General features: G+C 73.9%; 24 protein-coding genes. 13 read left to right on the top strand and 11 right to left on the bottom strand.

The genetic code is table 11. From position 1 onward, the window contains the following. Positions 1-633, bottom strand: a 633-nt coding sequence (locus tag I6A81_RS35175; RefSeq protein ID WP_203010420.1) for a DUF4245 domain-containing protein, incomplete at its 3' end; no start/stop codon positions are given. Between the two features lie 280 nt (positions 634-913). Here I6A81_RS35175 and glpX point away from each other — a divergent pair. Further along, positions 914-1,900 carry a class II fructose-bisphosphatase gene (glpX, locus tag I6A81_RS35170; protein ID WP_307875132.1) on the top strand — a complete coding sequence of 329 codons (987 nt, stop codon included), beginning with the start codon at positions 914-916 and terminating at the stop codon, positions 1,898-1,900. 40 nt (positions 1,901-1,940) lie between these two features. On the opposite strand, the gene I6A81_RS35165 is transcribed toward glpX, so the two are convergent. The 6 genes from I6A81_RS35165 to rmuC form a co-directional block, all read right to left on the bottom strand. Continuing rightward, positions 1,941-3,704: a lipopolysaccharide biosynthesis protein gene (locus I6A81_RS35165; RefSeq protein ID WP_203003573.1), complete on the bottom strand. Its 1,764-nt coding sequence runs from the start codon at positions 3,702-3,704 to the stop codon at positions 1,941-1,943. Then, complete coding sequence (locus tag I6A81_RS35160) at positions 3,701-4,066, bottom strand: hypothetical protein (RefSeq protein WP_203003572.1); 366 nt, start codon at positions 4,064-4,066, stop codon at positions 3,701-3,703. Before I6A81_RS35160 ends, I6A81_RS35165 begins: the two co-directional genes overlap by 4 nt. Before the next feature lie 109 nt (positions 4,067-4,175). Beyond that, positions 4,176-5,291, bottom strand: a complete 1,116-nt coding sequence (locus tag I6A81_RS35155) for a glycosyltransferase (RefSeq protein WP_203003571.1) — start codon at positions 5,289-5,291, stop codon at positions 4,176-4,178. Continuing rightward, positions 5,288-6,220 carry a glycosyltransferase family 2 protein gene (locus I6A81_RS35150; protein ID WP_203003570.1) on the bottom strand — a complete coding sequence of 311 codons (933 nt, stop codon included), beginning with the start codon at positions 6,218-6,220 and terminating at the stop codon, positions 5,288-5,290. Before I6A81_RS35150 ends, I6A81_RS35155 begins: the two co-directional genes overlap by 4 nt. Before the next feature lie 1,018 nt (positions 6,221-7,238). Then, the gene (locus tag I6A81_RS35145) at positions 7,239-7,808 is read right to left on the bottom strand and encodes a DUF6542 domain-containing protein (protein ID WP_307875130.1); all 570 of its coding nucleotides are present in this window, start codon (positions 7,806-7,808) and stop codon (positions 7,239-7,241) included. 74 nt (positions 7,809-7,882) lie between these two features. Beyond that, complete coding sequence (gene rmuC / locus I6A81_RS35140) at positions 7,883-9,274, bottom strand: DNA recombination protein RmuC (RefSeq protein ID WP_203003569.1); 1,392 nt, start codon at positions 9,272-9,274, stop codon at positions 7,883-7,885. A gap of 217 nt (positions 9,275-9,491) precedes the next feature. Here rmuC and ychF point away from each other — a divergent pair, with 217 nt between their 5' ends. After that, complete coding sequence (ychF, locus tag I6A81_RS35135) at positions 9,492-10,568, top strand: redox-regulated ATPase YchF (RefSeq protein WP_203003568.1); 1,077 nt, start codon at positions 9,492-9,494, stop codon at positions 10,566-10,568. A 200-nt stretch (positions 10,569-10,768) separates the two neighbouring features. Here ychF and I6A81_RS35130 read toward each other — a convergent pair whose 3' ends face one another. Beyond that, the gene (locus I6A81_RS35130) at positions 10,769-10,999 is read right to left on the bottom strand and encodes a hypothetical protein (RefSeq protein WP_203003567.1); all 231 of its coding nucleotides are present in this window, start codon (positions 10,997-10,999) and stop codon (positions 10,769-10,771) included. A gap of 124 nt (positions 11,000-11,123) precedes the next feature. Then, a complete protein-coding gene (locus I6A81_RS35125) occupies positions 11,124-12,413 on the bottom strand; it encodes a heparan-alpha-glucosaminide N-acetyltransferase domain-containing protein (protein WP_203003566.1) in 1,290 nt (429 codons plus the stop codon). A gap of 176 nt (positions 12,414-12,589) precedes the next feature. Between I6A81_RS35125 and I6A81_RS35120 the strand changes: the two genes are divergently transcribed. The 5 genes from I6A81_RS35120 (at position 12,590) to I6A81_RS35100 (ending at position 18,237) form a co-directional block, all read left to right on the top strand. After that, a complete protein-coding gene (locus I6A81_RS35120; RefSeq protein ID WP_307875129.1) occupies positions 12,590-13,207 on the top strand; it encodes a (deoxy)nucleoside triphosphate pyrophosphohydrolase in 618 nt (205 codons plus the stop codon). A gap of 342 nt (positions 13,208-13,549) precedes the next feature. Then, a complete protein-coding gene (gene typA / locus I6A81_RS35115) occupies positions 13,550-15,421 on the top strand; it encodes a translational GTPase TypA (protein WP_203003565.1) in 1,872 nt (623 codons plus the stop codon). A gap of 205 nt (positions 15,422-15,626) precedes the next feature. Next, complete coding sequence (galE, locus tag I6A81_RS35110) at positions 15,627-16,652, top strand: UDP-glucose 4-epimerase GalE (RefSeq protein WP_203003580.1); 1,026 nt, start codon at positions 15,627-15,629, stop codon at positions 16,650-16,652. After that, positions 16,649-17,590 (top strand): N-acetyl-1-D-myo-inositol-2-amino-2-deoxy-alpha-D-glucopyranoside deacetylase, encoded by a 942-nt coding sequence (gene mshB / locus I6A81_RS35105; RefSeq protein WP_203003564.1) that lies wholly within the window; start codon positions 16,649-16,651, stop codon positions 17,588-17,590. The genes galE and mshB overlap by 4 nt, the downstream gene beginning before the upstream one ends. Before the next feature lie 92 nt (positions 17,591-17,682). Beyond that, positions 17,683-18,237, top strand: coding sequence for a DUF6113 family protein (locus I6A81_RS35100; RefSeq protein ID WP_238429273.1), 555 nt, complete (start codon positions 17,683-17,685; stop codon positions 18,235-18,237). Between the two features lie 18 nt (positions 18,238-18,255). On the opposite strand, the gene I6A81_RS35095 is transcribed toward I6A81_RS35100, so the two are convergent. Both I6A81_RS35095 and I6A81_RS46530 read right to left on the bottom strand, forming a co-directional pair. After that, positions 18,256-19,218, bottom strand: a complete 963-nt coding sequence (locus I6A81_RS35095; RefSeq protein ID WP_203003563.1) for a transglutaminase family protein — start codon at positions 19,216-19,218, stop codon at positions 18,256-18,258. Between the two features lie 106 nt (positions 19,219-19,324). Then, positions 19,325-19,756 carry a putative acetyltransferase gene (locus I6A81_RS46530; protein WP_456319695.1) on the bottom strand — a complete coding sequence of 144 codons (432 nt, stop codon included), beginning with the start codon at positions 19,754-19,756 and terminating at the stop codon, positions 19,325-19,327. Between the two features lie 3 nt (positions 19,757-19,759). Here I6A81_RS46530 and fdxA point away from each other — a divergent pair, with 3 nt between their 5' ends. From fdxA to I6A81_RS35060, 6 genes are all read left to right on the top strand, one after another. After that, a complete protein-coding gene (gene fdxA / locus I6A81_RS35085) occupies positions 19,760-20,083 on the top strand; it encodes a ferredoxin (RefSeq protein WP_203003561.1) in 324 nt (107 codons plus the stop codon). 85 nt (positions 20,084-20,168) lie between these two features. Further along, on the top strand, positions 20,169-21,725 hold the full coding sequence (gene dapC / locus I6A81_RS35080; protein WP_203003578.1) for a succinyldiaminopimelate transaminase: 1,557 nt from the start codon (positions 20,169-20,171) through the stop codon (positions 21,723-21,725). A gap of 123 nt (positions 21,726-21,848) precedes the next feature. Continuing rightward, entirely contained in the window at positions 21,849-22,691 is an 843-nt protein-coding gene (locus I6A81_RS35075) for a 2,3,4,5-tetrahydropyridine-2,6-dicarboxylate N-succinyltransferase (RefSeq protein ID WP_203003560.1), read from the top strand. A 30-nt stretch (positions 22,692-22,721) separates the two neighbouring features. After that, entirely contained in the window at positions 22,722-23,792 is a 1,071-nt protein-coding gene (gene dapE / locus I6A81_RS35070) for a succinyl-diaminopimelate desuccinylase (protein ID WP_203003559.1), read from the top strand. A 367-nt stretch (positions 23,793-24,159) separates the two neighbouring features. Then, positions 24,160-24,921 (top strand): LOG family protein, encoded by a 762-nt coding sequence (locus I6A81_RS35065; protein ID WP_203003577.1) that lies wholly within the window; start codon positions 24,160-24,162, stop codon positions 24,919-24,921. A 91-nt stretch (positions 24,922-25,012) separates the two neighbouring features. Beyond that, on the top strand, positions 25,013-25,615 hold the full coding sequence (locus I6A81_RS35060; RefSeq protein WP_203003558.1) for an LOG family protein: 603 nt from the start codon (positions 25,013-25,015) through the stop codon (positions 25,613-25,615). Positions 25,616-25,659 lie beyond the last annotated feature (44 nt).

Here is a 25,659-nt window from a genome sequence, read left to right as displayed (position 1 = left end):
GGGGGCCGGGGGGGGCCGCCCCCCCCCGGCCGGCCCCGCCCGGGGGGCGGGGCGGTGTGGGGGGGCGACCGGGCGCACGGAGGCGGCGAGCGCCTCCAGGTCGGCCTCGCTGGCGCCACCCGAGCCGGCGCCGTCATCGATGATCACGACCGCGTCGCCGACGGCGCGGGTCAGCGCCAGGTGCCCGTCGTCGGAGCGGCGCTCGTCCCAGGTCTGGCCGTCGATGGCGCGGTGGCCGGTGACCGGGCGGTTGCCGAGCAGGCGCTGCACGGCGTCCGGCGCGTTGCTCACCTCGTACCGGGCGTACGCCCGGTCGTCCTCGCGGTCGACCACGTAGCCGATGGACAGGGTGGCCACGTCCGGGTCGGCGCCGGCCGTCGAGCCGGGGACCTGGACCCGGAGCGAGGTGGGCTTCCACAGGTCCTGGCCCAGGCCGCTCGGCGCGAGTACCTCGTAGGGGGCCTGCCGGGCGAAGGCGGTGACGGTCGTCGAGGTGTTCTCGACCACCTTGACGGCGTCCTCGCCGTCCCCCCGCGGGAGGACGAAGATCACGAAGAGGAACACGCCCGCCATCACCACGGCGAGCGAGAGCACCATGTCCCGAACGGTCTCCTGACCACGCGTGCGCGCCACGCTCCCATCATCCCGGTTGGTGGCGCGCCGGGTGGCCGGGGGAACGTGGTACGGGCCACGCGGCTGGCGACGCAACCATCCGGCCGAGGCCGGCGTCTGACCGGTCGCGTGGGTGACCGTCGCGCGGAGGGGGCATGACGGTCGCCCACGCGGCCGGGTGGCGGGTGGCTGGCCGGGGTGGTAGGTGACGGTCACGACCAACCGGGGGCGGCTGACGGCCGCGCGAACTAGGCTTTCCGCTGTGGCTACTGAACCCGGGGCCGTCCCCGAAACGCTTGCCGTGCAGGGCCAGGCGCCCGACCGCAACCTGGCGCTCGAACTGGTCCGGGTGACCGAGGCCGCCGCGTTGGCCGCCGCCCGGTGGGTGGGCCGCGGTGACAAGAACGGGGCCGACGGCGCCGCCGTCGACGCGATGCGCCGCCTCGTGGGCACCGTCTCCATGCGTGGCGTCGTCGTCATCGGGGAGGGCGAGAAGGACGAAGCCCCGATGCTGTTCAACGGCGAGGAGGTCGGCTCGGGCGAGGGCCCGGAATGCGACGTCGCCGTGGACCCGGTGGACGGCACGACCCTGACGTCCAAGGGCATGAACAACGCCGTCTCGGTGATGGCCGTCAGCGAGCGCGGCACGATGTACGACGCGAGCGTCTGCTTCTACATGGAGAAGCTCGTGACCGGGCCGGAGGCGGCCGGGGCCGTGGACATCGACGCCCCCGTCGAGGACAACATCCGGGCGGTCGCGAAGGCCAAGAGTGTCCACCCGCGCGACGTCACCGTCGTCGTGCTCGACCGCCCGCGGCACGCGGACCTCGTCGCCGAGATCCGGGCCTCCGGCGCCCGGGTCAAGCTGATCTCGGATGGTGACGTGGCGGGCGCCGTGATGGCTGCCTCGCAGGACACCGGCGTCGACCTGTTGCTCGGGATCGGTGGCACGCCGGAGGGGATCATCGCGGCGTGCGCGGTGACCTGCCTCGGCGGCGTCATCCAGGGCCGCCTCTGGCCGCGCGACGACGTCGAGCGGGCGAAGGTCGTGGCCGCGGGCCTCGACGTCACCCGGGTGCTGACCACCCGCGACCTGGTGAACAGCGACAACGTCTTCTTCGTCGCCACCGGAATCACCGACGGTGAGCTGCTCGCCGGGGTGCGCTACCGCCCGGGCGGCGCGAGCACGTCGTCGCTGGTGATGCGCTCCCGCAGCGGGACCATCCGCCGGGTCGACAGCCAGCACCAGCTCACCAAGCTGCAGGCGTACTCGACCGTCCCGTTCTGATCGGCGCTCGCCGCCTGGCGTGGGTCACCGGGCGTCCGGGTCATCGCTGCCGCCTGTGGCCGCGCGTTCGCGCGATCAACCGGGTGTCCTCGCCGATTCCCTCCTCGCGGCGCCATCCGACGCGCGGGGGGCGTTCCTTCGCGGGACGGTCAGGTTCGGCGGATCCGGCCGAGGCGCCCGCGCGCCGGGAACCGCCGCGGTGACCCTGCTCGGCGCGCGCGAACGGCAGCCGGGACAGGGACATGGTCACCTCCGACACCCGGGACAGGGACATCGTGACGTTCGCGTCCACCAGGCCGGAGTGCTGGGGCAGGACCATCGAGGGCAGGGGAGTGGGCCGCCAGGTCAGCACCATGGTCTCGTGGGTGTCGGACGCGGCGGCCGGCGCCGGGACCGGGGCGGGCGCGCGGTCGCGGGCCTCGTCGAGCAGCACGCCGAGTGTGACGACGACATGCGCGGCGGCCCAGGCGAGCCCGGCGCCCGCGAGACCCACCAGCTGGCACAGGGCGAGCGCGCCGGCGGGCACGAGCACGGCGAGCGCGAGGTGGACCCGGACCACCCAGCCGATCCGTCGCTCGGCGCGGGCCGCGCACATCGCCAGGACGACCAGCGCGCGCGGCACGGACGCGAGGATCAGCAGCCGGAACACGGTGGTCGCGTCATCGGCGTACTGGGCGCCGAACACGCTCAGCAGGAGCGGGGCGCCGAGCTCGCAGACGGCGACGATGCCGCCCAGCATGAGCAGGACGCGGCGCCGCAGCGCCCGGTACAGGGCCCGGACGTCGGCACCCGGCTGGGAGCCCTCGACGACCAGCGAGGAGCCCATCCCGTACACGAGCGCGTCGAGCGCGTTCGTCATCATCCAGGCGAGGCCGAACGCGGCGCCGGCCTCCGACCCGACCATCGCGACGACCAGCACGGGCAGCAGCGTCGTGCCGAGCTGGTCGAGCACCATCGCGGTCGACTCGCCGGCCAGGAACCGCCGGAACGCCGTGGCGTCCGAGCCGGGCAGCGGCGGCTCCTTGCTGGGCAGCACCCTGGTGAAGAGCAGATAGCTGACCGGCAGCAGTGCCAGTGCCGCGGGTGCCACCCACGACTGGATGACCGCGAGGGCCGAGCCGCCACCCAGCAACGCCAGCAGGCCGAACTTCGAGACGTTGTACGCGGTCATCTCGATCGGGACCCAGGTCGCCCTGCGCAGCCCGGTGAGCACGGAGTCCTGGAGCGCGAAGAGGGACCAGACGGCGACGCCGACGCCGAAGAAGACCGCCAGCCGGGCGTCGTGCAGCGAGCTGAACGAGGAGCTCACCCGGGGCGCGACGACGGCGAACCCGAAGCCCAGCAGGAGGCTGATCGTCACCGCCGCGAGATAGCTGCCGCCCACGAGCCGGGCGCGGCGGCTGCCGGCGACGGGGAGGAAGGCGGCGAGCGCGGGGCCGAGGTTGAGCTGGCCGAGCATCGACAGGCCCATCAGCGCCGAGACCAGCGCGGTCGCCTGGCCGAGCTCCGCCCGCGGCACGCTGTGCGCGGCGAAGACCCAGAACCCGGCGCCGAGCACGGCGTTGAGCGCGCTCGCGAGCGCGAGCGCGAGCCCGTTGCGGTACAGCGAGCGTTGATCGGCCTTGGTGGCCTGGTCGGCCTTGGCGGTCTGGTCGCCGTTGGACGGCGCCGCGGGTGACTCGGCTGCCTGCCCGGCCTCGAGGCCGGGCAAGCGCTCCTCGGCCCGGCGGCCGCGTCGAGGACGCGGGGCCGGCTGCCCGGGCGCCTCGTAGAGCGGCTCGAGCATGTCGTCCATCCCGCTCATCCGTGCTCCGCGCCGGGGGTCCTTGCCAGGGCGCGGCGGATGTCGTCGAGCAGGACCAGTGCCGAGAGCGTGCCCAGCGCGAGGCCCGACGCGACCGGATACCACTGGCGGGTCCACACCATGAGCAGGCTCGCGACTATGGCGACGGCAAGGCTGAGCGCCATGGCGAGCCCGAACCAGACCGCCAGGTCGGCGGTGCGCAGCCGGGTGAGGATCGCGGCGCCGGGGAGCAGGACCACGGCCACCAGGGTGGCCACCAGCCGGACCGGGCCCGTGACGTCCATCGCCGCCAGGCCCGCGGCCAGCGCGAAGACGGCGACGAGGCCCGCGTGCAGGGCGACTCTGATGCGCGTGTCGGTCATGATGCGACGGCTCCGAGATGACGTGCGCCGGCCGGCGGCGTGCCGGGCAACGGCCGGGGTACTGGGTCCGGGCGCTGGGGTGGTGGTCCTGGCGGGCCGGCCGGCGGCGTCACCGGGCCGATGGCCTCCCCGGCGCGGACCGTTTCCTGAGCTGGTGGGGCACGCCGGCCGCGAGGGTCGCCCGCGGGCCGGCGGCGGTCCGCGCGGCGCCGGGCGAGCCGTTCGGCCTGGCCACTCCGCCGGTGCGCAGGGCCACCAGGCCGCGGCCGTAGCCGGCCGCGGTGACCGCGACCCCCGCCACGACCGCCCCGGCGCGAGGCCAGTCCTCGCGTGCGCGCAGACTGCGCGCGACCGCGCGCGGAAGGGTGCGCCGGACGTAGGCCCGCTCGGCCTCGAGCGCCGCCGTGGCGCCGACCGAGTCGGTCACGATCGCCTTCGAGATGCCCTCGGCGAAGCAGCGTCGCTGGAAGTAGGTCCAGCGGGCGCGGGCGCCCGGCACCCGGTGGTGAACGACCGCGCCCGGCACGTGCAGCACGGAACAACCCGGGAGGGCCCGGCGAAGCCGGATGTAGAACTCGGTCTCCTCGCAGCCAAGCGGAAGGGCGCCGACCCGGCCGATGCCGTCGGAGAACCCGCCAACCAGCGGGTACACCCTCCGGCGGAACGACATCGCGGCGCCGATCGGGTTGCGGATCTCGCTCACCGTCGTGGGCAGGCCCACGTAGCTGCACCCGACGACCCAGTCGAACTCGGGGGGAAACCAGTCGGGGCGGCCCGTCACCCAGTCCGCCGTGACGGTTCCGCCCACACCGACGACATTCGGGTCGGCATAGGGCGCGGTCAGCTTGCTGAGCCAGTCCGGGGCCGCGCGGGCGTCGTCGTCGATGAACGCGACGATGTCGCTCGTGGCGCGCTCGACGCCGGTGTTGCGTGCGCCCGACAGCCCACGCGGCTGCTCGTTGGGGACGACGGTGCTGCCCGGAAACGCGGCCCGCGCGCGCCGCAGCAGCGCGTCGTTGTGGTCGATGACCAGGATGACCTCGGCCGCCGGCCGGTCCTGGGCCCGGATGCTGCCCACCGCGGCGGCGATGTCGCTGAACCGCTCCTCGGTGTAGGCGCAGATGATGACCGACACGGTCGGCGCGGGGAACTCGTTGCCTGCCTCGTTGCCCGCCTCGGCGGGTGCCGCGGGGCCGTCCGGCGCGGCCCGGCCGGCGGCCGTCATGCCGGCTCCGACTGCGCGACATCCGGGGCCGTCCCCGTGTGCGACGCGGGCAACGCGCTGGTCGTCGGCCGGGTCCGCTCAGCCGCGGCGGTGGAGCCGTTCTCGCCGTGTGGCGAGCCCGCCGGGGGATCGACCAGGTTCAGCCGGCGCCGAGTCTTGAGGCGCGCGAGCACGACCTCGCGCCGGGCGCGGGCCGGCACCGGCCGGAACGCCTCGGCGAAGATGGTCCGCAGCACCCGCAGGCCGTCGGAGGCGGCGTTGAGGTTGCTGACCCCGATCAGCCGCGGGTACTCGTAGCTGGGGACCTCGACGATGTTCAGCCCGCCCAGGGCCGCGCGGATGTTGATGAGAGTCTCGATCTCGAAGCCGTCGCCCCACCGCGGCTCGCCGCCGCGCTCGCCCGGCTCCAGGCCGAGAACCGGCAGGCAGTACCGCCAGAACGCGTTGTAGCCGTAGCACAGGTCGGTGAACCGGTGCCGCAGCAGGATGTTGACCAGGGTGCTCAGCCAGAGGTTCCCGCGGCCGCGCAGCCTGGTGATGTCGCTGCTGCCCCCACCCTGGACGAAGCGAGATCCCTTGGCGAAGTCGGCGCCGTCGACGAGCGCCCGCACGAAATACTCGATCTCCCTGGGGTCCGCGGACCCGTCGGCGTCCAGCATGACGATGATGTCGCCGGTCGCCGCCGCGAATCCGGAGGCCAGCGCGTTTCCTTTGCCCCTGCGGGTTTGGTGCACGACGACACAGTCCGGCCGCATGGCCCGGGCGACGTCCTCCGTGCCATCGGTCGAACGCCCGTCCACGACCACGATCTCGGCATCGGCCGGCAGAATCTGGAAGACGTGCGGAAGATTGCGTGCCTCGTTCAGCGTCGGGACGACTATGCTGACCGTCGGCCTTCCTGGTGTGGCTGACAAACTTATATCCCCCATGTTCGCCCGGAATCCCCCGCGGCCGGGCGGTCAAGGTCGTGCCGGCGAGCCCGGCCCGGAACCGACGCCATCCGAATGAAAGCAGAAATCGCCTCGCCCAGTGCCGCCGGCGCGGAAATGGCCTGGTGTGTGCCGACGGTTACTGAGGGAGGTAAAGCGGCCACGCCCAAGATTGTCCGGAGGGTGATGTCACCTGCACGCTTCGGAGTCGAAGATCTGTGTGCCGCGGAAGTCCGTCGCCGTGCGCAGCCACCTTTCTCCGTTACTTTTCCCGCGACTCCTGGCCCCGGGTATCCCACGGCAGGACACGGTAGCAGCGATGTTCCGCGCGTTCACCGACTCGTGATCTGGCTGGCTGATCGGCCCAGGCCCGTGGCCAGGCGGCGCGGGCCGGACGCGAATATCCCTCCGGCGCTGGTCCCATAACTATCCCGCCGCGTCGCCGCGGCGGAGGCCGGGACACCGCTCGCCCCGCGGGTGACGTTTGGCGACCGGCCCGAGATGGCGCGCCGCGCGGCGCGGGCTATCCGGGCGGGACCGGGCGGTCCGTGGCGCCGTCGCGGTCGGGACGCGCGGGGTGCTCGGCTGGCGGGCGCCGCGTGGTCCAAGGCGCCGAGACCTGTCGTGGAAATACCCTGGAAAGGCCGCGCGGTGGCGTTCCCGCGAGTTTCTCGCCCGTGGGCGCCCAGGCCGCGCCACCCGCCGGCCTCCGGGCCGGAAATCTCCCGCGGAGACGCGAAAAACCGGCGCAGCCGCACGCGCCGCAGTCCGCCCCGGGGCGGTAATGGCGGTGCACCTGGCGCACATGGCCGCAGGAACAGGTCCGCAGCCAGGTCGACACCGGCCCCCACGACGGGTCCGGGCCCGGAGATTTCGCGGACACGTCTTCATGCATAACATGCCGCCTGGCACGGGACGGGCGGTTTTGGAGGACCGCATGTTGTCCGCGTGTGCCCCCGCCGGCGGGCGCCGGCGGCCGGGCGTCAGCGGTGGCCGGGCGGATGCCCGCCCGGGCCGCTCAGCGCGAGGGGCCGCCCTCGCGGCGGGCGCGGGCCGCCATGGCGCGGGCGCGCTCGCGGCGGGCGACGGTGGCGCGCCGCGCCCGCACCAGCGCGATGACGATCACCAGCAGCTCGGCGATGAGCAGGCTGGGCGCGCGCAGGATGAGCTCGGAGCCGATGTCGATGGCCTTGGTTCGCAACCCGCCCCCGCTGCCCGTGGCCGGGTGCAGGAAGCCGACCGCCACGGTGATGGCCGCGTAGGCCAGCGGCGGCATGATGACGACGCCGACGAGGTCGTCGACATGGGTGCGCAGCGCGGTCCCGAGACACGCGAGCACGAACAGAACCCCGAAGATCCACCCGAGCGACCCGAAGACGGCCACGTCCGCGACCGCGCCCACGGCGCCGATGATCAGCGTGACCAGGGCGGCCCCGAACGCGGTGAGCCCGCGACGGTTGTTGCTGATGACCGTCGTCGGCTGCAGGGTGGGGCGCCGCCGTTGCCCCGAGGAGAAGCGGTCGGCGGGCCCGCGGGGTCGCTCGGCACGGCCACGCGGACCAGCGGGGTGCCTGTCGGGCAGACTCACGTGGGCAAGGTACCGCTCCATGTTTAAGAGTGCGTCAGAACGATAGGTCGGCGCTGTACCGCGTACCGAACAACTCAACCATCGGTGTGGTTGTAGCCACCGTGGGTGGCCGTCTCCACGGTGGGTGCGCCACCGGTGTCGGCCCGTGTCAGAGCCGGCTCGGCTTCGGCGGGCGCCGTGGCGCCCATGAGCAACTCGGCGGCCGTCAGCGGCCGGATCCCGGAGTCGACCGGCTTCGGACTGGTCAGCTCGCTCTCGACGACCTCCAGCGCGGCCAGCCGGCGGGCCGTCACCAGGACCCGGCCCTCCAACGACCCGACGGCCGCGTTGTAGTCCTTGACAGCCCGCCCGAGCGAGGACCCGAGCCGGTCGACATGCTCACCGAGCGTGCCAAGCCTGCCGTACAGCTCCCGGCCGAGCTCGTAGACCTCCTTGGCCTTGGTCGTCAGCGCGTCCTGCGTCCAGGCGTACGCGACCGTGCGCAGCAGCGCGATCAGCGTGGTCGGCGTCGCGATCACCACGCCCTTGCCGGCGGCGTACTCCAGCAGGCCCGGGTCATGGTCGAGCGCCGGCGCGAGGAAGGCCTCGGCCGGGATGAACAGGACCACGAACTCCGGTGAGGACAGCCGGCGCCAGTACGCCTTGGACCCGAGCGCGTCGACGTGCGCCCGGACGTGCCGGGCATGCGCGGCCAGCCGCCGCGCGCGGGTGTCCTCGTCGGCGGCCTCGGCGGCGTCGAGGAACGCGGCCAACGGCACCTTCGAGTCGACCACGATGCTGCGCCCGCCGACCAGGTGGACGACCATGTCCGGCCGCTGCGTCGCCTCGCCGTCCTCTCCGGCGACCGTGTGCTGCTCGCTGAAGTCGCAACGGGCCAGCATGCCGGCGACCTCGGCCACCCGGCGCAGCTGCAGCTCCCCCCAGGCACCGCGGGCCTGCGGCTTGCGCAGCGTGGTCACCAGTTCGGCGGTCTGGGCGCGCAGCGCGTCGGAGGCGTCGCGCACCGAGCGGACCTGCTCGACCAGCGTGGCGTACGCCTCGGTCCGGGCGGACTCCAGCTCGCGCAGCCGCTCCTCCATCCGGGTCAGCGTCTCCCGCAGCGGCGTGACCAGGTGCTCCACGGCGGTCCGCCGGGCGTCGAGGTCGGCGGACGCGCGGACGCCGGCCTCGTCGAGGCGGGCGGTGGCGAGCTCCAGGAACTGCCGGCTGGCCCCCTCGAGCGCCCGGGCCGACAGCGCCTGGAAGGTCTCCGCGAGCCGGCGCTGGCTCTGCTCGACGAGCGCGACCCGCTCGGTCGCGGACTTCCGCTCGTAGTCGAGCGCGGTCCGCAGGCCGGCGAGGTCGGCGTCGTCCGCCGCCCGCCGCGCGGCGAGCCGGAGCACGGCGGCCCGTCCGCCCACGATGTACCCGCCGGCCGCGCCGACCAGGAGGCAGATCAAGGCGACCAGCGCCCCCGAGGCGTCCATGGTCACAGGCAACCATGCCGGACCGACACCCCCCGTCCCCGGGTGCCACCCGGCGCGTGCTGGTGACGGCGCATCGGCGCTGTGCCAACGCAACCACCTCACCGACCCGGGACGAGCCGGGCCACCGTCATATGCGCCGGCCCGGGACCAGGAGGGGGTGGGCGCGGAGCGCCCGACAGGACCGGGCGCTGCGCGCCCGATCCGTAGACTCGGCCGCATGGGTCTGTCGATCGGCATCGTCGGGCTGCCCAACGTCGGTAAGTCGACGCTGTTCAACGCGTTGACCCGCAACGACGTGCTGGCGGCCAACTACCCCTTCGCGACGATCGAGCCGAACGTCGGCGTCGTCGGCGTCCCCGATTCCCGGCTGGGGCGGCTGGCCGAGCTGTACAGCAGCCAGCGGATCGTGCCGGCCACCGTGAGCTTCGTCGACATCGCGGGCCTGGTGCGCGGCGCCTCCGAGGGGCAGGGCCTCGGCAACAAGTTCCTCGCCAACATCCGCGAGTCGGACGCCGTCTGCCAGGTGGTCCGGGTGTTCTCCGACCCGGACGTGGTGCACGTCGAGGGCCGGGTCGACCCGGCGGACGACATCGCCACGATCAACACCGAGCTGATCCTCGCCGACCTGCAGACCATCGACAACCGGCTGCCCAGGCTGACGAAGGAAGCCAAGCTCGACAAGACCAAGCAGCCGCTGCTCGCCGCCGTCGAGGCCGCCAGGGCGGTGCTCGACGAGGGCCGGCCGCTGTCCGCCGAGCCGTCCGTCGACCGGGCGCTGCTGCGCGAGCTGTTCCTGCTGACCGCCAAGCCATTCCTGTATGTCTTCAACGTCGACGAGGACGTGCTCGCCGACGACGCCAGGCGCAAGGAGCTCGCCGGCCTGGTCGCGCCGGCCGACGCGGTCGTGCTGTGCGCCAAGGTCGAGGCGGAGCTGCTGGAGCTGCCGGAGGAGGACGCCGCCGAGCTGCTCGCCTCGCTCGGCCAGACCGAGAGCGGCCTCGCGGCGCTGGCCCGGGTCGGCTTCCACACCCTCGGCCTGCAGACGTACCTCACCGCCGGTCCCAAGGAAGCCCGCGCCTGGACCATCAGGAAGGGCGCCACGGCGCCCGAGGCCGCCGGTGTCATCCACACCGACTTCCAGCGCGGCTTCATCAAGGCCGAGATCGTTTCCTTCGACGACCTCATGGCCGCCGGTTCCATGGCCGCCGCTCGCGCCGCGGGCAAGGTCCGCATGGAGGGCAAGGACTACGTCATGGCGGACGGCGACGTGGTCGACTTCCGCTTCAACGTCTGACCGGCGGGCGTGTTCGCGGGTCGCGACGGGTGCCGCCGGCCGGGCGGGCCCGGCCGCGGCGGTCGACCACCGGGGGCCGCCCCGAACGTGGACCGGCTGGCCGCCGGCGAGAGCACGCTCGCCGGCGACCAGCCGTCGTCACGCGGGTCGTCCGCACGCGGGTCGTCGTCACGCGGTGGTCGTTGTCAGGCGGATCGTCGTCAGACGACGGGCGCGCCCTCGCCCTTCTGCCGGGCGCCGCGCTCGATGTGCTCGCGGTAGGCGGCCTCGACCTCCTCGGTCGTGATCAGGCCGTCGGCGGCGCGCATCGCCGCCTCGTCGACCGGGCCACCGTCCGCTCCGGTCACGGACTCGTCCCTGCGCCGGCCCTCCTCTGCCTCGGCAAACGCGTCGGGGTTACGGAAGTCGAGATCGCGGTCCGGGTTCGGCATCGAATCGGCTCCTCTTCCGGAAGGCTGTGCCGGATGGCTGTGCCCACGTGTCTGCGCACCTTCCCGGCAACGCCACCGTCAACCCGGTCGGAGCCGGTGATTCCCGACCACCCGGGCTCCGGCCCTACCGGCCGCCGTCACCGGGCCGGTCGCCGGCGCCCCGCCCCCGGCCGTCGCCGGCCGGCGGGGACACGCCCGTGGTGGCGACCTGGACGAAGGCCGCGACGGCGGCTTCCAGCGGGCCGCGCAAGCCGGTCAGGCGCCACAGGGACGCGATGACCAGCGCCGGAATGATCTGCCGCAGGTACAGCTCGTCGTAGCCGCCACCCTGGGACAGGTCCGTGGACATCAGCCAGGCGTGCAGCGTGTACCAGGTCAGCGTCATCGCGCCGAGGCCGGCCAGCGGCCACAGCGCCACCCGGCCGGCCGCGCCCAGGTGGGCGACGAGCAGGGCCACCCCGAGCAGGGCCGCCGCCGTGCCGGTGGTGTGCAGCAGGTCCAGCGGCGCGGTCGTGTGCGGCGAGTCGACCGCCAGCCACCACCAGGACTGCGTCGGCGTGCTGCCGTACAGGCCGCCACCGTCGAGCACGTGCCCGACGTCCTGGGCCGACATCAACCCGACGCCCGGGATCACCGAGTCCGAGGCGAGCAGCGCGTCGCGGCCCCCGAGCGGGCCGAGCAGCAGCGACGACAGCCCCGCCGCCGCGACGGCCAGCGCCGCGCCGCCGCCGACCAGCCAGCCGGCCACCCGCGCCGAGCGCAGGTCGAGCCGGCCGATCAGCATCCCGGCGGCGAGGTAGCCGATCCAGGCCAGCGCCGGGTAGTAGCCGGTCAGCGTCAGCGTCAGCGTCAGGTTCACCGGCGAGAGGAACGGGGTGCTCAGGCTGGGGTTGGTCAGCAGCGGGTCGGGCAGATGCGGCCGGACGAGCTGGCTCAGCACGGGCTCGACCGCGAACGCGCCGGCGACGACCGCGGCGAGCACCCAGCGGGGCGCGCGCAGCAGCGGCAGCGCCAGCAGGAAGTAGACCGCGTAGTACGGCAGGATCACCGCGAGCGGGGTCTGGGTCATCCCGAGGACCAGGCCGACGATGCCGATGCACAGCGCGCGTATGAACGTCGAGCCACGCGGGTGCGCGGAGCGGGCCGTCACCAGGGTGAGCGCGACCCCGGCGAGCAGCGCGAACGCCGCCGCGGCCCGGCCGCCGGCGATCAGGTGCGCGGTGGTCAGCTCGCCGTCGTCACTGAGTTCCGGCACGATGTGGGTGGCCGCCATCCCGAGCAGCGCCGCGCCGCGCGCGGCGTCCACCCCCACGATCCGGCCGCGCGTCACGGCCGCGCTGGCCACGGCGCTGGCCGAGGCTGGCGCGGGGGCGGGGACGGCTCCCCAGGGGGCCCGCTCGGGCACGTCCGACATGCCGTTAACCCTCTCAGCCCTGCTTCCCTTTGACCATGCTCTCGTGGTCAGCATCCCGGTCGTCGCCGCGGGGCGCGGCGCTGTTCCAGGAACGGCGGGCGCTGTTGGGTCATTGGTCCCGGTTGGGTGAGGGTCGCTACACGTGGTGCACCGGCGGTCTGGGAAAGTCACCAGTCATGGAACCCGAGCTGGAGGCTGGTCCCGTGCTCGACGACGCCGCCGCCGCCGACGCCGGGTCCGAGGCCGCGGCCCCGAGCGGCGGTGTCCAGCCAGGACGGGACCGCGCCAGGCAGCCCGGCAGGACAGGCGCCGCGAGTGCCGCGGACGCCGGGGTCTCTGCCCGGTCCTCCTCGCCGGCAGGGGAGGCCCGCGCCGGTCGCGGCCGGCTGGTCGTCGCGGTGGCGCTGGTCGACGAGGCGCGCCGGGTGCTGGCCGCGCGGCGCACCTCACCGTCCGCCTACGCCGGCATGTGGGAGTTCCCCGGCGGCAAGGTCGAGCCGGGGGAGGACGAGCTGGCCGCGCTCGCGCGCGAGTGCCGGGAGGAGCTCGACGTCCAGATCGAGGTCGGGCCGGTGCTGGGCCAGGTCGACCTCGCGAGCCCCGGCTGGCGCCTGCGGGTCTGGATCGGCCGGATCCGGGCCGGGATGCCGCGTGCCGTCGAGGGTGGCGAGCTTCGCTGGCTGTCGGCCGCCGAGCTGGACGATGTCAGCTGGCTGCCCGCCGACCTGCCGCTCGTCGAGAGCCTGCGGCAGCGGCTCGCCGACCCGGAGCCGATGGCCTTCGGGGCCGGCTGACGCTCCGGAGCCCTGGCCCGTCGCGCCGCCGGTCTCGCCGCCGGCCCGCGGCCCGGCGGTTCGCCCCGCCTCGCCCGCTCAGGGTCGTCCTGTTGTTGAAATCTCGTTGGCGAACGAGTGTCCAGGCTCTCGCGTGAGGTAGCGCCGGCACACGAGTCCGTACCATGGAAGGCGCGCCCTGACCGGAACGGCTGACCAAACCAACTCCGTCCGCCGTTCGGCGGTGGCTCAGCCTGTTCGCCGCCCCTGTGGGGAGGCTTCCGTAGCCCGGACGGGGCTGCACGTTCCAGTCAAGACCATCTCGGGGTCGAGTGCCCCCAGTCCGCCCCGGAGCTCACCACCGTGTCCACCAGCAAGCCGAGCGCCACCGTCAGCCGCGACGACCTGCGCAACATCGCGATTATCGCCCACGTCGACCACGGCAAGACAACCCTGGTCGACGCGATGCTGCGTCAGTCCGGCGCCTTCAGCGCGCACGCGAGCGAGGACCTCACCGACCGGGTGATGGACTCGATGGACCTGGAGCGTGAGAAGGGCATCACGATCCTCGCGAAGAACACCGCGGTCCGGCACGGCGACAGCACCATCAACATCATCGACACCCCGGGCCACGCCGACTTCGGCGGCGAGGTCGAGCGTGGCCTGGCGATGGTGGACGGCGTGCTGCTGCTCGTCGACGCGAGCGAGGGCCCGCTGCCGCAGACCCGGTTCGTGCTGCGCAAGGCGCTCGCCGCCCGGCTGCCGGTGATCCTCGTCATCAACAAGGTCGACCGGTCCGACGCCCGGATCGCCGAGGTCGTCGACGAGACCTACGAGCTGTTCCTCGACCTCGACGCGGACGAGGAGCAGATCGACTTCCCGATCATCTACTGCAACGCCAAGGCGGGCCGGGCGTCCACCACCCGCCCGGCCGACGGCGAGAGCCCGGACTCCCCGGACCTCAAGCCGCTGTTCGACCTGCTGCTCGAGACCATTCCGGCGCCGACCTACACCGAGGGCGCGCCGCTGCAGGCGCTGGTCACGAACCTGGACGCGTCGCCCTACCTGGGCCGGCTCGCGCTCTGCCGGGTGCACAACGGCACGATCCGCCGCGGCCAGCAGGTGATGCTCTGCCGCGCCGACGGCTCCCAGGAGCGGGTCAAGCTGTCCGAGCTGCTGATGACCCAGGCGCTGGAGCGCTCGCCCGCCGAGGAGGCCGGCCCCGGCGACATCATCGCGGTCGCCGGCATCCCGGACATCATGATCGGGGAGACCCTCGCCGACGTGGACGACCCGCGTCCGTTGCCGGTCATCACCGTCGACGAGCCGTCGATCAGCATGACCATCGGGGTCAACTCGGCCCCGCTGGCCGGCAAGTCCGGCAAGAAGCTCACCGCTCGTCTCGTCAAGGCGCGTCTCGACGCGGAACTGGTCGGCAACGTGTCGATCCGGGTGCTGCCGACCGAGAGGCCGGACACCTGGGAGGTCCAGGGCCGGGGCGAGCTCCAGCTGGCCGTCCTGGTCGAGCTGATGCGCCGCGAGGATTTCGAGCTCACCGTCGGCAAGCCGCAGGTCGTCACCCGGGAGATCGACGGCAAGGTGCACGAGCCCGTCGAGCGGCTCACGATCGACGCGCCGGAGGAGTTCCTCGGCACGCTCACCCAGCTGCTCGCCGTCCGCAAGGGCCGCGTCGAGCAGATGGTGAACCACGGCACCGGCTGGATCCGCCTGGAGTACCTGGTGCCGGCGCGCGGCCTGATCGGCTTTCGCACCGAGTTCCTGACGGAGACCCGGGGCACGGGCCTGCTGCACCACGTCTTCGAGGGATACGAGCCGTGGTTCGGCGAGCTGCGCACCCGGCCGACCGGCTCGATGGTCGCCGACCGGTCCGGCCCGACCACCGCCTACGCCCTGTTCAACCTGCAGGAGCGCGGGACGATGTTCGTCGGCCCGATGATCGAGGTCTACGAGGGCATGATCGTCGGTGAGAACTCCCGGGCGGACGACATGGACGTCAACCCGACCAAGGAGAAGAAGCTCACCAACATGCGTTCCTCGACCGGCGACGAGCTGGTCCGGCTGACCCCGCACCGCCAGCTCTCCCTGGAGCAGGCGCTGGAGTTCTGCCGCGAGGACGAGTGCGTCGAGATCACCCCGGCCGCCGTCCGGCTGCGCAAGGTCGCCCTGGCCGCCGCCGAGCGCGAGAAGCTGCGCTCCCGCCGCCGGGTGAGTTGACCCGGGCGGCCGCTGGCCCGCTTGGCGGCCGGTGGTGGGGGCCGTGCGGCGGGGCTCACAGGGCCGGTCGGTACGGTCGACCTGGTTTGCTGGCATCCGGCGTGCAATGACGCCGCCGGACCGGAGAAACGGGTGAGCTGTGTCATCGGTGGCCAAGAGCGGGCCGGAGGGCGCGACGCCGGGGAGTGCGACGCCGGGCGAGACGGTGTTGGTGACGGGCGCGGCCGGGTTCATCGGGTCTCACACCTGCGTCGACCTGCTGACCGCCGGCTATCGGGTGGTCGGGGTCGACAACTTCGTCAACAGCTCGCCTCGAGCCGTCGAGCGGATCCGCGAGGTCGCCGGACCCGCCGGCGCGAACCTGGAGTTCGTCGAGCTCGACGTCCGCGACAGCGCGGCCCTCTCGAAGCTGCTTGCCGTGACGCCGGTGGCCGCCGTGGTGCACTTCGCCGCCCTCAAGGCGGTCGGCGAGTCGGTGGCGCTGCCGGTCGAGTACTACGACACGAACCTCAACGCGACGCTGCGCCTCGTCGACGCGCTGCGCGAACACGGCCCGCGCCGGTTGATCTTCTCCTCGTCGTGTTCGATCCACGGCGACGTCGACGTCCTGCCCATCCGGGAAGACGCGCCGAGCAGGCCGACGAACCCCTACTCGCGCACCAAGGCGATGTGCGAGCAGATCCTGGCCGACCTGTGCGTGGCCGAGCCGGACTGGCATGTCGTCGCGCTGCGGTACTTCAACCCGGTCGGCGCCCATCCGTCCGGGCTGCTCGGTGAGGACCCGCGCGGGACCCCGAACAACCTGATGCCCTACCTGCAGCAGGTCGCGGTCGGCCGGCGGGAGTTCCTGACGGTGTTCGGCGACGACTACCCGACCCCGGACGGCACTGGCGTGCGCGACTACATCCACGTCGTGGACCTGGCCGAGGGACACCGGGCGGCGCTGGAGCACCTGGCGGACGCGGCCGGTTTCCGTGCCATCAACCTCGGCACGGGCGTGGGCACGTCGGTCCGCCAGCTGTTGGAGGCGTTCGGCGCGGCCTGCGGCCATGAGCTGCCGTACCGGGTGGCCGGCCGGCGCGCCGGCGACGTCGCCGAGCTGTACGCCGACCCGTCCCACGCGGCCGAGACGATCGGCTGGCGCGCGAGCCGAGGGCTCGCCGAGATGTGTCGTGACGCGTGGGAGTTCCAGCGGCACAACCCGGGCGGCTACGACGGGGCCGGGGCATGAGTGTGCCGTCCGCCCCGCCGCCCGCCGGTCGGCGAGCGGTGAACCCGGCGCGCCGGGTGCTGTTCGTCCATGCCCACCCGGACGACGAGGTGATCGCGACCGGCATCAGCATCGCCGCCTACGCCGCGGCGCCCGACACCCGGGTCACGCTGGTCACCTGCACCCTCGGCGAGCTGGGCGAGGTGCTCGTGCCGGAACTGGCCCACCTGCGCAGCGACCTCGGCGACCAGCTCGGCGGCTACCGGATCGCCGAGCTGGAGCGCGCCTGCGCGGCGCTCGGCCTGACCGACCAGCGTTTCCTCGGCGGAGCCGGCCGGTTCCGCGACAGCGGGATGATGGGCACCCCGGGCAACGACGACCCGCGCTGCCTGTGGCAGGCGGACCTCACCGAGGCGACCGTCGAGCTGGTCCGGGTCGTGCGCGCGGTCCGGCCCCAGGTGCTGGTCAGCTATGACGCGAACGGCGCCTACGGTCATCCGGACCACATCCGGGCGCACCAGATCACCGTCGCGGCCTTCACCGCCGCCGCCGACCCCGGGTTCGCGCCGGCCGCCGGCCCGCCCTGGGCGCCGTCGAAGCTGTACGAGACGGCGACGCCGAAGTCGTTCATCCAGGCGGGCATCGAACACTTCGCGAACGATGAGAACAGCCCGTTCCCGGGGGTGGCCGACGCGGACGAGGTTCCGATGGGAGTGCCCGACGAGCTGATCACGACCAGGATCGAGGCGCCGGAGTTCCTGGGCGTGAAGATGGCGGCGATGCGCGCGCATCGCACTCAGATCGCCGTCGATGGGTTTTTCTTCGCGCTCGCCGACGGGGTCGGCCAGGCCGCCTTCGGAACCGATCACTACGTCCTTACCCGTGGCACGGCGGCTCCCGCCACCGAGGGCCCGAACGCCGGGTACGAGACCGACCTGTTCGCGGGCCTGGAGCTCTGACGCCGGGAACGGGCCATTCCGGCGTGTCCGGGTCCTCGCGGGTGTCCTCGGGGCCGCCGGGCGGCCCATTCCGCGGGCGATACTGTCGACGTATGCCTCGCCCCAGCACGGGTTCGTCGTCACCCGCGCCCCGCGGGACCGGCGCGGGCGCTGGCGCCGGCGACCCGGCCTCCTCGGTCGCCGCTCGGGTGGTGGGTCTGGCCGATCCGCCGCCGCCCGGCGCCCCGTCGTGGGTGTTCCTGGGCGTCGCCTACCTGTTCGCGCTGGTGGCCGGCGTCCTGCTGGCCGTCTACGGGGTGGTCTCGGTGCCCGTCGGCCTCCGCTTCAGCGGGCTGTTCGTCTCGCTCGGGGTGCTGGTCGCGGGAGTGGGGAACACGGGCGTCTCCCTGCTGACCCGCTGGCTCACCGGCACGCGGCTGGGACCGGTGATCGTGCTGGTCGGCTGGGTGCCCGTCGCGCTCGCGCTCGGGTCCGCCCGTCCGGAGGGCGATCTCATGCTGCGCGCCACGCTCTCCGGCTACCTGTTCCTGGGGGTCGGGCTGCTGGCCCCCATCGTGGTGGCCGTCGTCGGCCCCGCTCGCCGAGGGCTGACCGCGTTCACCCTGCCCCCGCCCGGAGGCGGCCGGCGCGGGCCAGGCACGCGCTAGCGGGCCGGGGCCGGCCCGTCAGTTGAGGCGGGCACGGGCGGCGATCGCCGCCGCGCGGGCCGCCGCGGCGGCCGTTGGCTCGGCGACCTCGACCGCGTCGGCGAAGGTGACGAGGTCGCGCGCGCCGCCGAGGAAGTCGCCCCGGCGGATCCGCAGCTCGCCCCGCTCGCGGCGCAGGCTCGCCGGGTGGTGTGGCAGCAGCAGTGACAGCTCCACTGCCCACAGCCTGGTCACCGTCGCGTCGGCGCGGGCCGCCAGCACCCGGATGTTGCCGAGCACCCGGGCGAGCAGGTCCTCGGAGCTCATCGGCGCGAGCTGCGTCCGGCTGAACGGCACCCCGGCGGCCCGAACCCGGGCGGCCGCGTCGTGCACCGTGATCCGCCGGCCGCCGACGAAGGGGTCGACGAGGACGTTCTCCCGCGGGGTGCCGATGGCGACCACCATGTGGCCAGGCAGCCCGACCGGGTACGCCGGCACGTCGAGCCGAGCCGCGACCTCCAGCCAGATCACCGACAGAATGATCGGAAGGCCGTGCCGGCGGCGCAGCACGGCGGGCAGCAGCGAGGACCGCAGGTCGTCGTAGTCGCCCTCCAGGCCGGCGAACCCGGCTCGCAGGCCGAGCGACTCGTGCAGTGTCGCGGCGGCGTCCAACGGGTCCGGGACGGGCGCCCGCTCCGCGCCCTCGCCTTCCGCCCGCTCCGCGGCCCCTCCGCCGGCCCGGCCCGCGGCCTCGCCGCCCGCCTGGCCCGTGGACGCCTCGCCCCCCGCCTGGCCCGTGGACGCGCGGTCCGACCGCGTCGCCGCGAGTCTGGCGGCCAGCAGCGGCCGCGCCTCGTCCGCGAGCCGGTCGAGCGCGCCGGCGACGTCGGCCGTCTCGGCGTCCGGGTCGGCCTCGGCCGCGATCAGCTGGCAGGCCAGCGCGAGGTCGATCGGTGTCCGCCGCACGACATCGGCGAAGCGGGCACGGCTGCGGACGCTCATCGGCGGACCTCCACGGTGGCCTCGGCCGCGATCAGCTGGCGGGCCGGCGCGAGGTCGATCGGTGTCCGGCACCCGACATCGGCGAGGTGGGCATGGCCGCGGACGCTCATCGGCGGACCTCCGCTCCCGGGCCCTCGGGTCCTGAGCCCTCGGGTCCCGAGCCCTCGGTGCCCCGGTCACGGTCCCGCGCCGGGTCCCCGACCTGCTGGTTCGGCTCCACCAACCCAGCGGTCCTGGGCCGCCGCGCGGGGGGTGGCGGGACGACCTTGGCCGCGACGAGGTCGCTCTCCGGAACGGTGATGACCTGGCCCTCCGCGTCCGTCACGCTCAGGACCCCCGCTGTCCACGACGTCAGGGTTCCGATAACGTCCGTCAGCGGCACCGGCCCCGCGATGCGGCGCCGGATCACGACCCGCGCGCCGATGTCGGCCCGAGTGATGCGGACGACATACACGACCAGCGAACGCCCTTGCTGTCGACACGGAACGGTCGAGGTCGATACTAAGGAATCAGTCGCCCGTGAGCCGAGGAGGAACATCCGGTGACCTACGTCATCGCTGAGCCCTGTGTCGATGTCAAGGACAGGGCTTGCATCGAAGAGTGCCCGGTCGACTGCATCTACGAAGGCGGACGGATGCTCTACATCCAGCCTGACGAGTGCGTCGACTGCGGTGCGTGTGAGCCGGTCTGCCCGGTTGAAGCCATCTACTACGAGGACGATGTGCCCGATCAGTGGAAGTCGTACACCGAGACGAACGCGGGCTTCTTCGAGGAGCTCGGCTCGCCTGGTGGCGCGTCCAAGGTCGGTGCCCTCGACTTCGACCCGCCGGCCGTCGCCGCGCTGGCGCCGCAGGGTGAGCACTGAGCGCAGGAGGCAACGAACGTAGGTCACGTCTGAGCGGAGCGAGGACGGGGCAGGAGTTCGTTGCGGACGGAGCGAAGCGGTGGCGCTGAGCGGCCCCACGGGGGCGCCGACATCCTCCCGGCTGGCGAGCGGGCGGGCCAGGGTCCGGCTGCCCGACTTCCCGTGGGATCTCCTTGCCCAGTACAAGGAGAAGGCCGCCCAGCATCCGTACGGTCTGGTCGACCTGTCCGTGGGAACGCCGGTCGACCCGGTACCGGCGGTGGTTCAGCACGCGCTGGCCGCCGCGGCCGACTCGCCCGGCTACCCGCTGACGTGGGGCACGCCGGAGCTGCGGGACGCGGCGGCCGGCTGGCTCGCCCGCCGGCTCGGCGTGCTCGTCGACCCGTCGGCGGTGCTGCCGGTGATCGGTACCAAGGAACTGGTCGCCCACCTCCCCAGCCAGCTCGGGCTGGGGCCGGGCGGCCGGGTCTGGGTGCCGACGCCGGCGTACCCGACGTACGAGGTCGGCGCGCTGCTCGCCCACTGCGAGCCGGTCTACGGGCCGGCGGACGGTGTGGGGCTGGTCTGGCTCAACTCGCCGTCCAACCCGACCGGCCGTTGCCTGACCGTCGACGAGATGCGCGCGGTCGTCGGCTGGGCGCGCGAGCGCGGCGTGATCGTCGCGAGCGACGAGTGCTACATCGAGCTGGGCTGGGAGGCCCGGGCGGTCTCGGTGCTGCACCCGGACGTCTGCGGCGGCTCGCACGAGGGCCTGCTCGCGGTGCACTCGCTGTCGAAGCGTTCGAACCTTGCCGGCTACCGGGCCGGGTTCGTCACCGGGGACCCGGCGCTCGTCCGTGAGCTGCTGGAACTGCGCAAGCACTCCGGGCTCATGATCCCGGGGCCGGTTCAGGCGGCGATGACGGCCGCGCTGGCCGACGACATGCACGTCGCCGACCAGCGCGCGCGCTACGCCAACCGGCGCGCGGTCCTGGCCGCGGCGCTGGCCGTCGCCGGGTTCACGATCGAGAACAGCGAGGCCGGCCTGTACCTGTGGGCCACCCGCGGCGAGGACTCGTGGGCGACCGTGGATGCCCTCGCCAGCGTCGGCGTGCTGGTCGCGCCCGGCGCGTTCTACGGCGAGGCCGGCCGTCAGCATGTCCGGGTCGCGCTCACCGCGCCGGACGCGCAGGTGGCGACGGTGCCGGAGCGGATGGCCATGCTGCCGCCGCCGGGTCCGTCCGGGCCGCGTACGGGCGGGTATCCCGTCCCGGCCGCCGGCCAGGCGCCGACGGCCGGCCAGCGGCCCGACCCGCCCGTGGCCTACGGCGGTCCCGGGCCGGGCGGGCAGCCGCCCGGGTATGGCCCTGGCGTGCCCAGGACGGGCGGCCAGCCGGGGTACGACCATCCCGGCCAGCCGGGTCACGGTCATGCCCAGGGCGGGCCGTGGATGGGAGCGGGTTCCGCGCCGTCGGCGCAGGGCCACACCCCACACGGGGCCGGCCCCGGCCACCCGTCCGCGCAGGAGGCCGGCCGCCGCGCCGGCCAGCGCGGGCAGGGCCCTCCGGTGTTCGACAACATCGCCGGGCTCGCCGACACCTACGGGGCGGCCCCGGCCGCCGAGGCGGGCTGGCCGGCGGAGCCACCCCCCGACATCCGCTGATCCCCGGCGGGTGGCCGCCGACGGAGCTGCGCGGTCGAAGCGATGATCGCGCAGCTCGTGGCGTGCCCGGGCCGGCCCGGGCGGGCCGCCACGACGGGTGGCCGGACAGCTAGGGTCGGGCGGGTGAGCACCTCGTCTTCATCCTTCGTGTCCCCGCTCGACCCAGGCATCGACGAGCTGTGGGAGCGCCGGGCGGACATCACCCCGGACGACGCCGACGCCCGCAAGGCCGTGGTCGCGGCCGTCGACGCCATCGACGCGGGCGAGGCCCGGGTGGCCCAGGTCGCCGCCGACGGCTCGGTCGTCGTCGACGAGCGCGCCAAGCGGGCGATCCTGCTGTCGTTCAAGGTCCTGCCGATGGTCGAGTCCGCGGCCGGGGGCTTCCAGTACCACGACCGCATGCCGCTCAAGACCCGCTTCGACGGTGTCCGGGTGGTTCCCGGCGCGATCGTCCGCTGGGGCGCGCACATTGCCCCTGGCGCCGTGCTGATGCCGAGCTACACCAACATCGGCGGCTACGTCGACGCCGGCACCCTCGTCGACACCTGGGCCACCGTCGGCTCGTGCGCGCAGGTCGGCAGGAACGTCCACCTGTCCGGCGGCGTCGGCCTCGGCGGCGTGCTCGAGCCGCCGAACGCGGTGCCGGTCGTCGTCGAGGACGACGCGTTCATCGGCAGCCGGTGCATGGTCGTCGAGGGCGCCCGAGTGCGCCGCGGGGCGAAGCTCGGCGCCGGCGCGATCCTGACCTCCTCGACGCACGTGTTCGACGCGAACACCGGCGAGGAGTACGCGCGCGGCGAGATCCCGGAGCGGGCCGTCGCCGTCGGGTCGAGCAAGATCAAGAGCTTCCCCGGCGGCGAGTTCGCCATGCCCTGCATCCTCGTGCTCCGCGTCCTCGCCGAGGGCGAGATCCACGACAAGCTGGCCCTCAACGACGTTCTGCGCGAGCACGGCGTCTCGGCCTAGCGCCGGGCGGCCTCGCCGTAGGGTGCGGGCATGGAGCTGGATATCGCGGCGCCGGCCGGGGAGCTGACCAGGGCGCTGGTGGACGTCGCGTCGGTGAGCGGCACCGAGGGGCCGCTCACCGACGCGGTCGAGAAGGCGCTGGGCGGCGTGGCTGGCCTGACCGTCGACCGGGACGGCGACGCGGTGGTGGCGCGCACCCAGCTCGGCCGGCCCTCCCGGGTCGTGCTCGCCGGCCATCTGGACACGGTCCCGATCGCCGACAACCTGCCCGCGCGGCGTGACGGTGACCGGCTCTACGGCTGCGGCACCTCGGACATGAAGGCCGGCGTCGCGGTCATGCTCCACCTGGCCGCGACCATGCCACCGGCCGGTCTGGCGCACGACCTGACGTTCGTGTTCTACGACAACGAGGAGGTCGAGGCGGCCCGCAACGGGCTGCGCCGGCTGGCCGCCCGTCACCGCGACTGGCTGGACGGCGACCTGGCGATCCTCATGGAGCCGACCTCCGGCGAGATCGAGGCCGGCTGCCAGGGCACCCTGCGGGTGGTCGCGACGCTGCCCGGCCGGCGCGCCCACTCGGCCCGTTCCTGGCTCGGGGACAACGCGATCCACCGCGCGGGCGACCTGCTGACCCGGCTCGGGGCCTACCGGCCTCGCCGGGTCGTCATCGACGGCTGCGAGTACCGCGAGGGCCTCTCGGCCGTCCGCATCGCCGGCGGGGTCGCGGGCAACGTCATCCCGGACCGGTGCGAGGTGACCGTGAACTTCCGGTTCGCCCCGGACCGGGACGAGGCCGGCGCCCTCGACCATGTCCGCGAGGTGCTCGCCGGCTACGAGGTGGCGGTGACGGACAGCGCCGGCGGCGCGCTGCCTGGCCTCGCCAGGCCGGCCGCCGCCGAGTTCGTCGCGGCCACCGGCCGCGTCCCGCGCGCGAAGTACGGCTGGACGGATGTGGCCCGGTTCGCCCAGCTCGGCATTCCGGGGGTCAACTACGGCCCGGGCGACCCGAACCTGGCGCACACCCGGGACGAGTACGTCGAGCTGCCTTTGGTGGACGAAGCCGCCCACGTGCTGCGCGCCTACCTCACGCGGGTGGCCTGACGGGGGTCGCGGGCGCGCGCCGGGCGCCGGTGTGGGACGGGTCATGGAAGGCTCCCGCCCGCGGCGCGTCCCCCGGCGGCGACAGTGGCAAAGCGGGCGGATCGGCGGTGGGCGGTCACGCGGTGGATACCGCCGGCGCCGGCCGGTCGGTGCCCGCAGCGCGCCCGTCTGGTCGGCCTGCCGCGCCCGTCGCCAGGTGGCCTATGGTGCCGTGGTGACAGCCTTCAAACCTGGTGAGCCCGCCCAGCCGGCCCAGCTCGCGGCGGACGGTCTCGCGGCGGCCGCGGCCGAGGCGGTCGACGAGCTCGGAGCCCCGGTACCCGCGGACGGCCCCGTCGGCGACCATGAGCCGGCCCGTTCCCGCGGCGTGGCCGCGCCGCCCGAGCAGCGCCGCGGGCCGCAGATCGCCCGTCGCGGCCAGATCAAGCACTCCACCCACGACCAGCGGCTGCTGGCCAACGGGGACTCCGGCGAGTTCATCCACTCCGACCCGTGGCGGGTGCTGCGCATCCAGAGCGAGTTCGTCGAGGGGTTCGGCCTGCTCGCCGACCTGCCCCGGGCCGTGACGGTGTTCGGTTCCGCCCGGGTGCCGAGCGACCATCCGGACTACACGGTCGGCCGTCGCCTCGGCGCCGGGCTGGCCGAGGCCGGCTTCGCGGTGATCACCGGGGGCGGGCCGGGCGCGATGGAGGCGGCCAACCGTGGCGCCCAGGAGGCCGGCGGGCTGTCGGTCGGGCTCGGCATCGAGCTGCCCTTCGAGCAGCGGCTCAACGACTGGGTCGACCTCGGGGTGAGCTTCCGGTACTTCTTCGTCCGCAAGACGATGTTCGTGAAGTACGCGGAGGCGTTCGTGATCCTGCCGGGCGGCTTCGGCACGCTCGACGAGCTGTTCGAGGCGCTGACCCTGGTGCAGACCACCAAGGTCACCAGGTTCCCCGTGGTGCTGATGGGCACCGAGTACTGGCGCGGCCTGGTCGACTGGCTTCGCTCGTCGGTCGCCGGGACCGGCCGGATCAAGGAGTCCGACCTGGACCTGTTCTCGCTGACCGACGACGTCGACGAGGCGGTCCGGCTGGTGGTCGAGGGCACCGTACCGGTGCGGCCTCCGGCGACCGGGCCGTCGGCCTGATGACGCGCCCGTGCCCTGGGCGCCTTCCCAGCGGGCCGGCCGAGACGATGCGCCCCAGGGGCGCGCGGGACCCGATGGGACGCTCTGCCCCATGAGAGTGTGCGTCTACTGCTCGTCGTCGGAGCGGATCGACCCGGCCTATGTGCTGCTGGCCGGCCAGGTGGGCGCCCTGCTGGCCGAACGAGGGCACACGCTGGTGTCCGGCGGTGGCTCGATCTCCTGCATGGGCGCGGTGGCGCGGGCGGCGCGGGCCGGCGGCGCGCACACCCTCGGTGTCATCCCGCGCAAGCTGATCGAGCTGGAGGTCACGGACACCGACGCCGACGAGCTGATCATCACGGAGACCATGCGGGAACGCAAAGCGATCATGGACAGCCGGGCGGACGCGTTCCTCGCGCTGCCCGGTGGCCTGGGCACGCTCGAGGAGCTGTTCGAGGTCTGGGTGGCCGCGATGCTCGGCATGCACGCCAAGCCGATCGTGGTGTGCGACCCGGACGGGGTGTTCGCCCACCTGCACACGCTCGTCGACGGGCTGGTCGACCAGGGCTTCGTCCGCCCCGACGCCCGGGCCCTGCTGCGCTGGGCGACCACCCCGGCCGAGGCCATCGACTTCCTGGAGGCCGCCGTGGCCGGGCCGCCCGCTCATCCCAGCCCCGAGGAGGCGGTCGAGGCGGCCGCGCCACCGATCGACTAAGGACCGCGGCCGGGGGCCGGCCGCCGACGTGGCTGGCGCGACCG

It is taken from the genome of Frankia nepalensis, assembly GCF_016786325.1.
Lineage (GTDB): Bacteria > Actinomycetota > Actinomycetes > Frankiales > Frankiaceae > Pseudofrankia > Pseudofrankia nepalensis.
The sequence above is the reverse complement of the archived record's forward strand: the minus strand, read 5'-3'. Positions and strand labels throughout refer to the sequence as shown.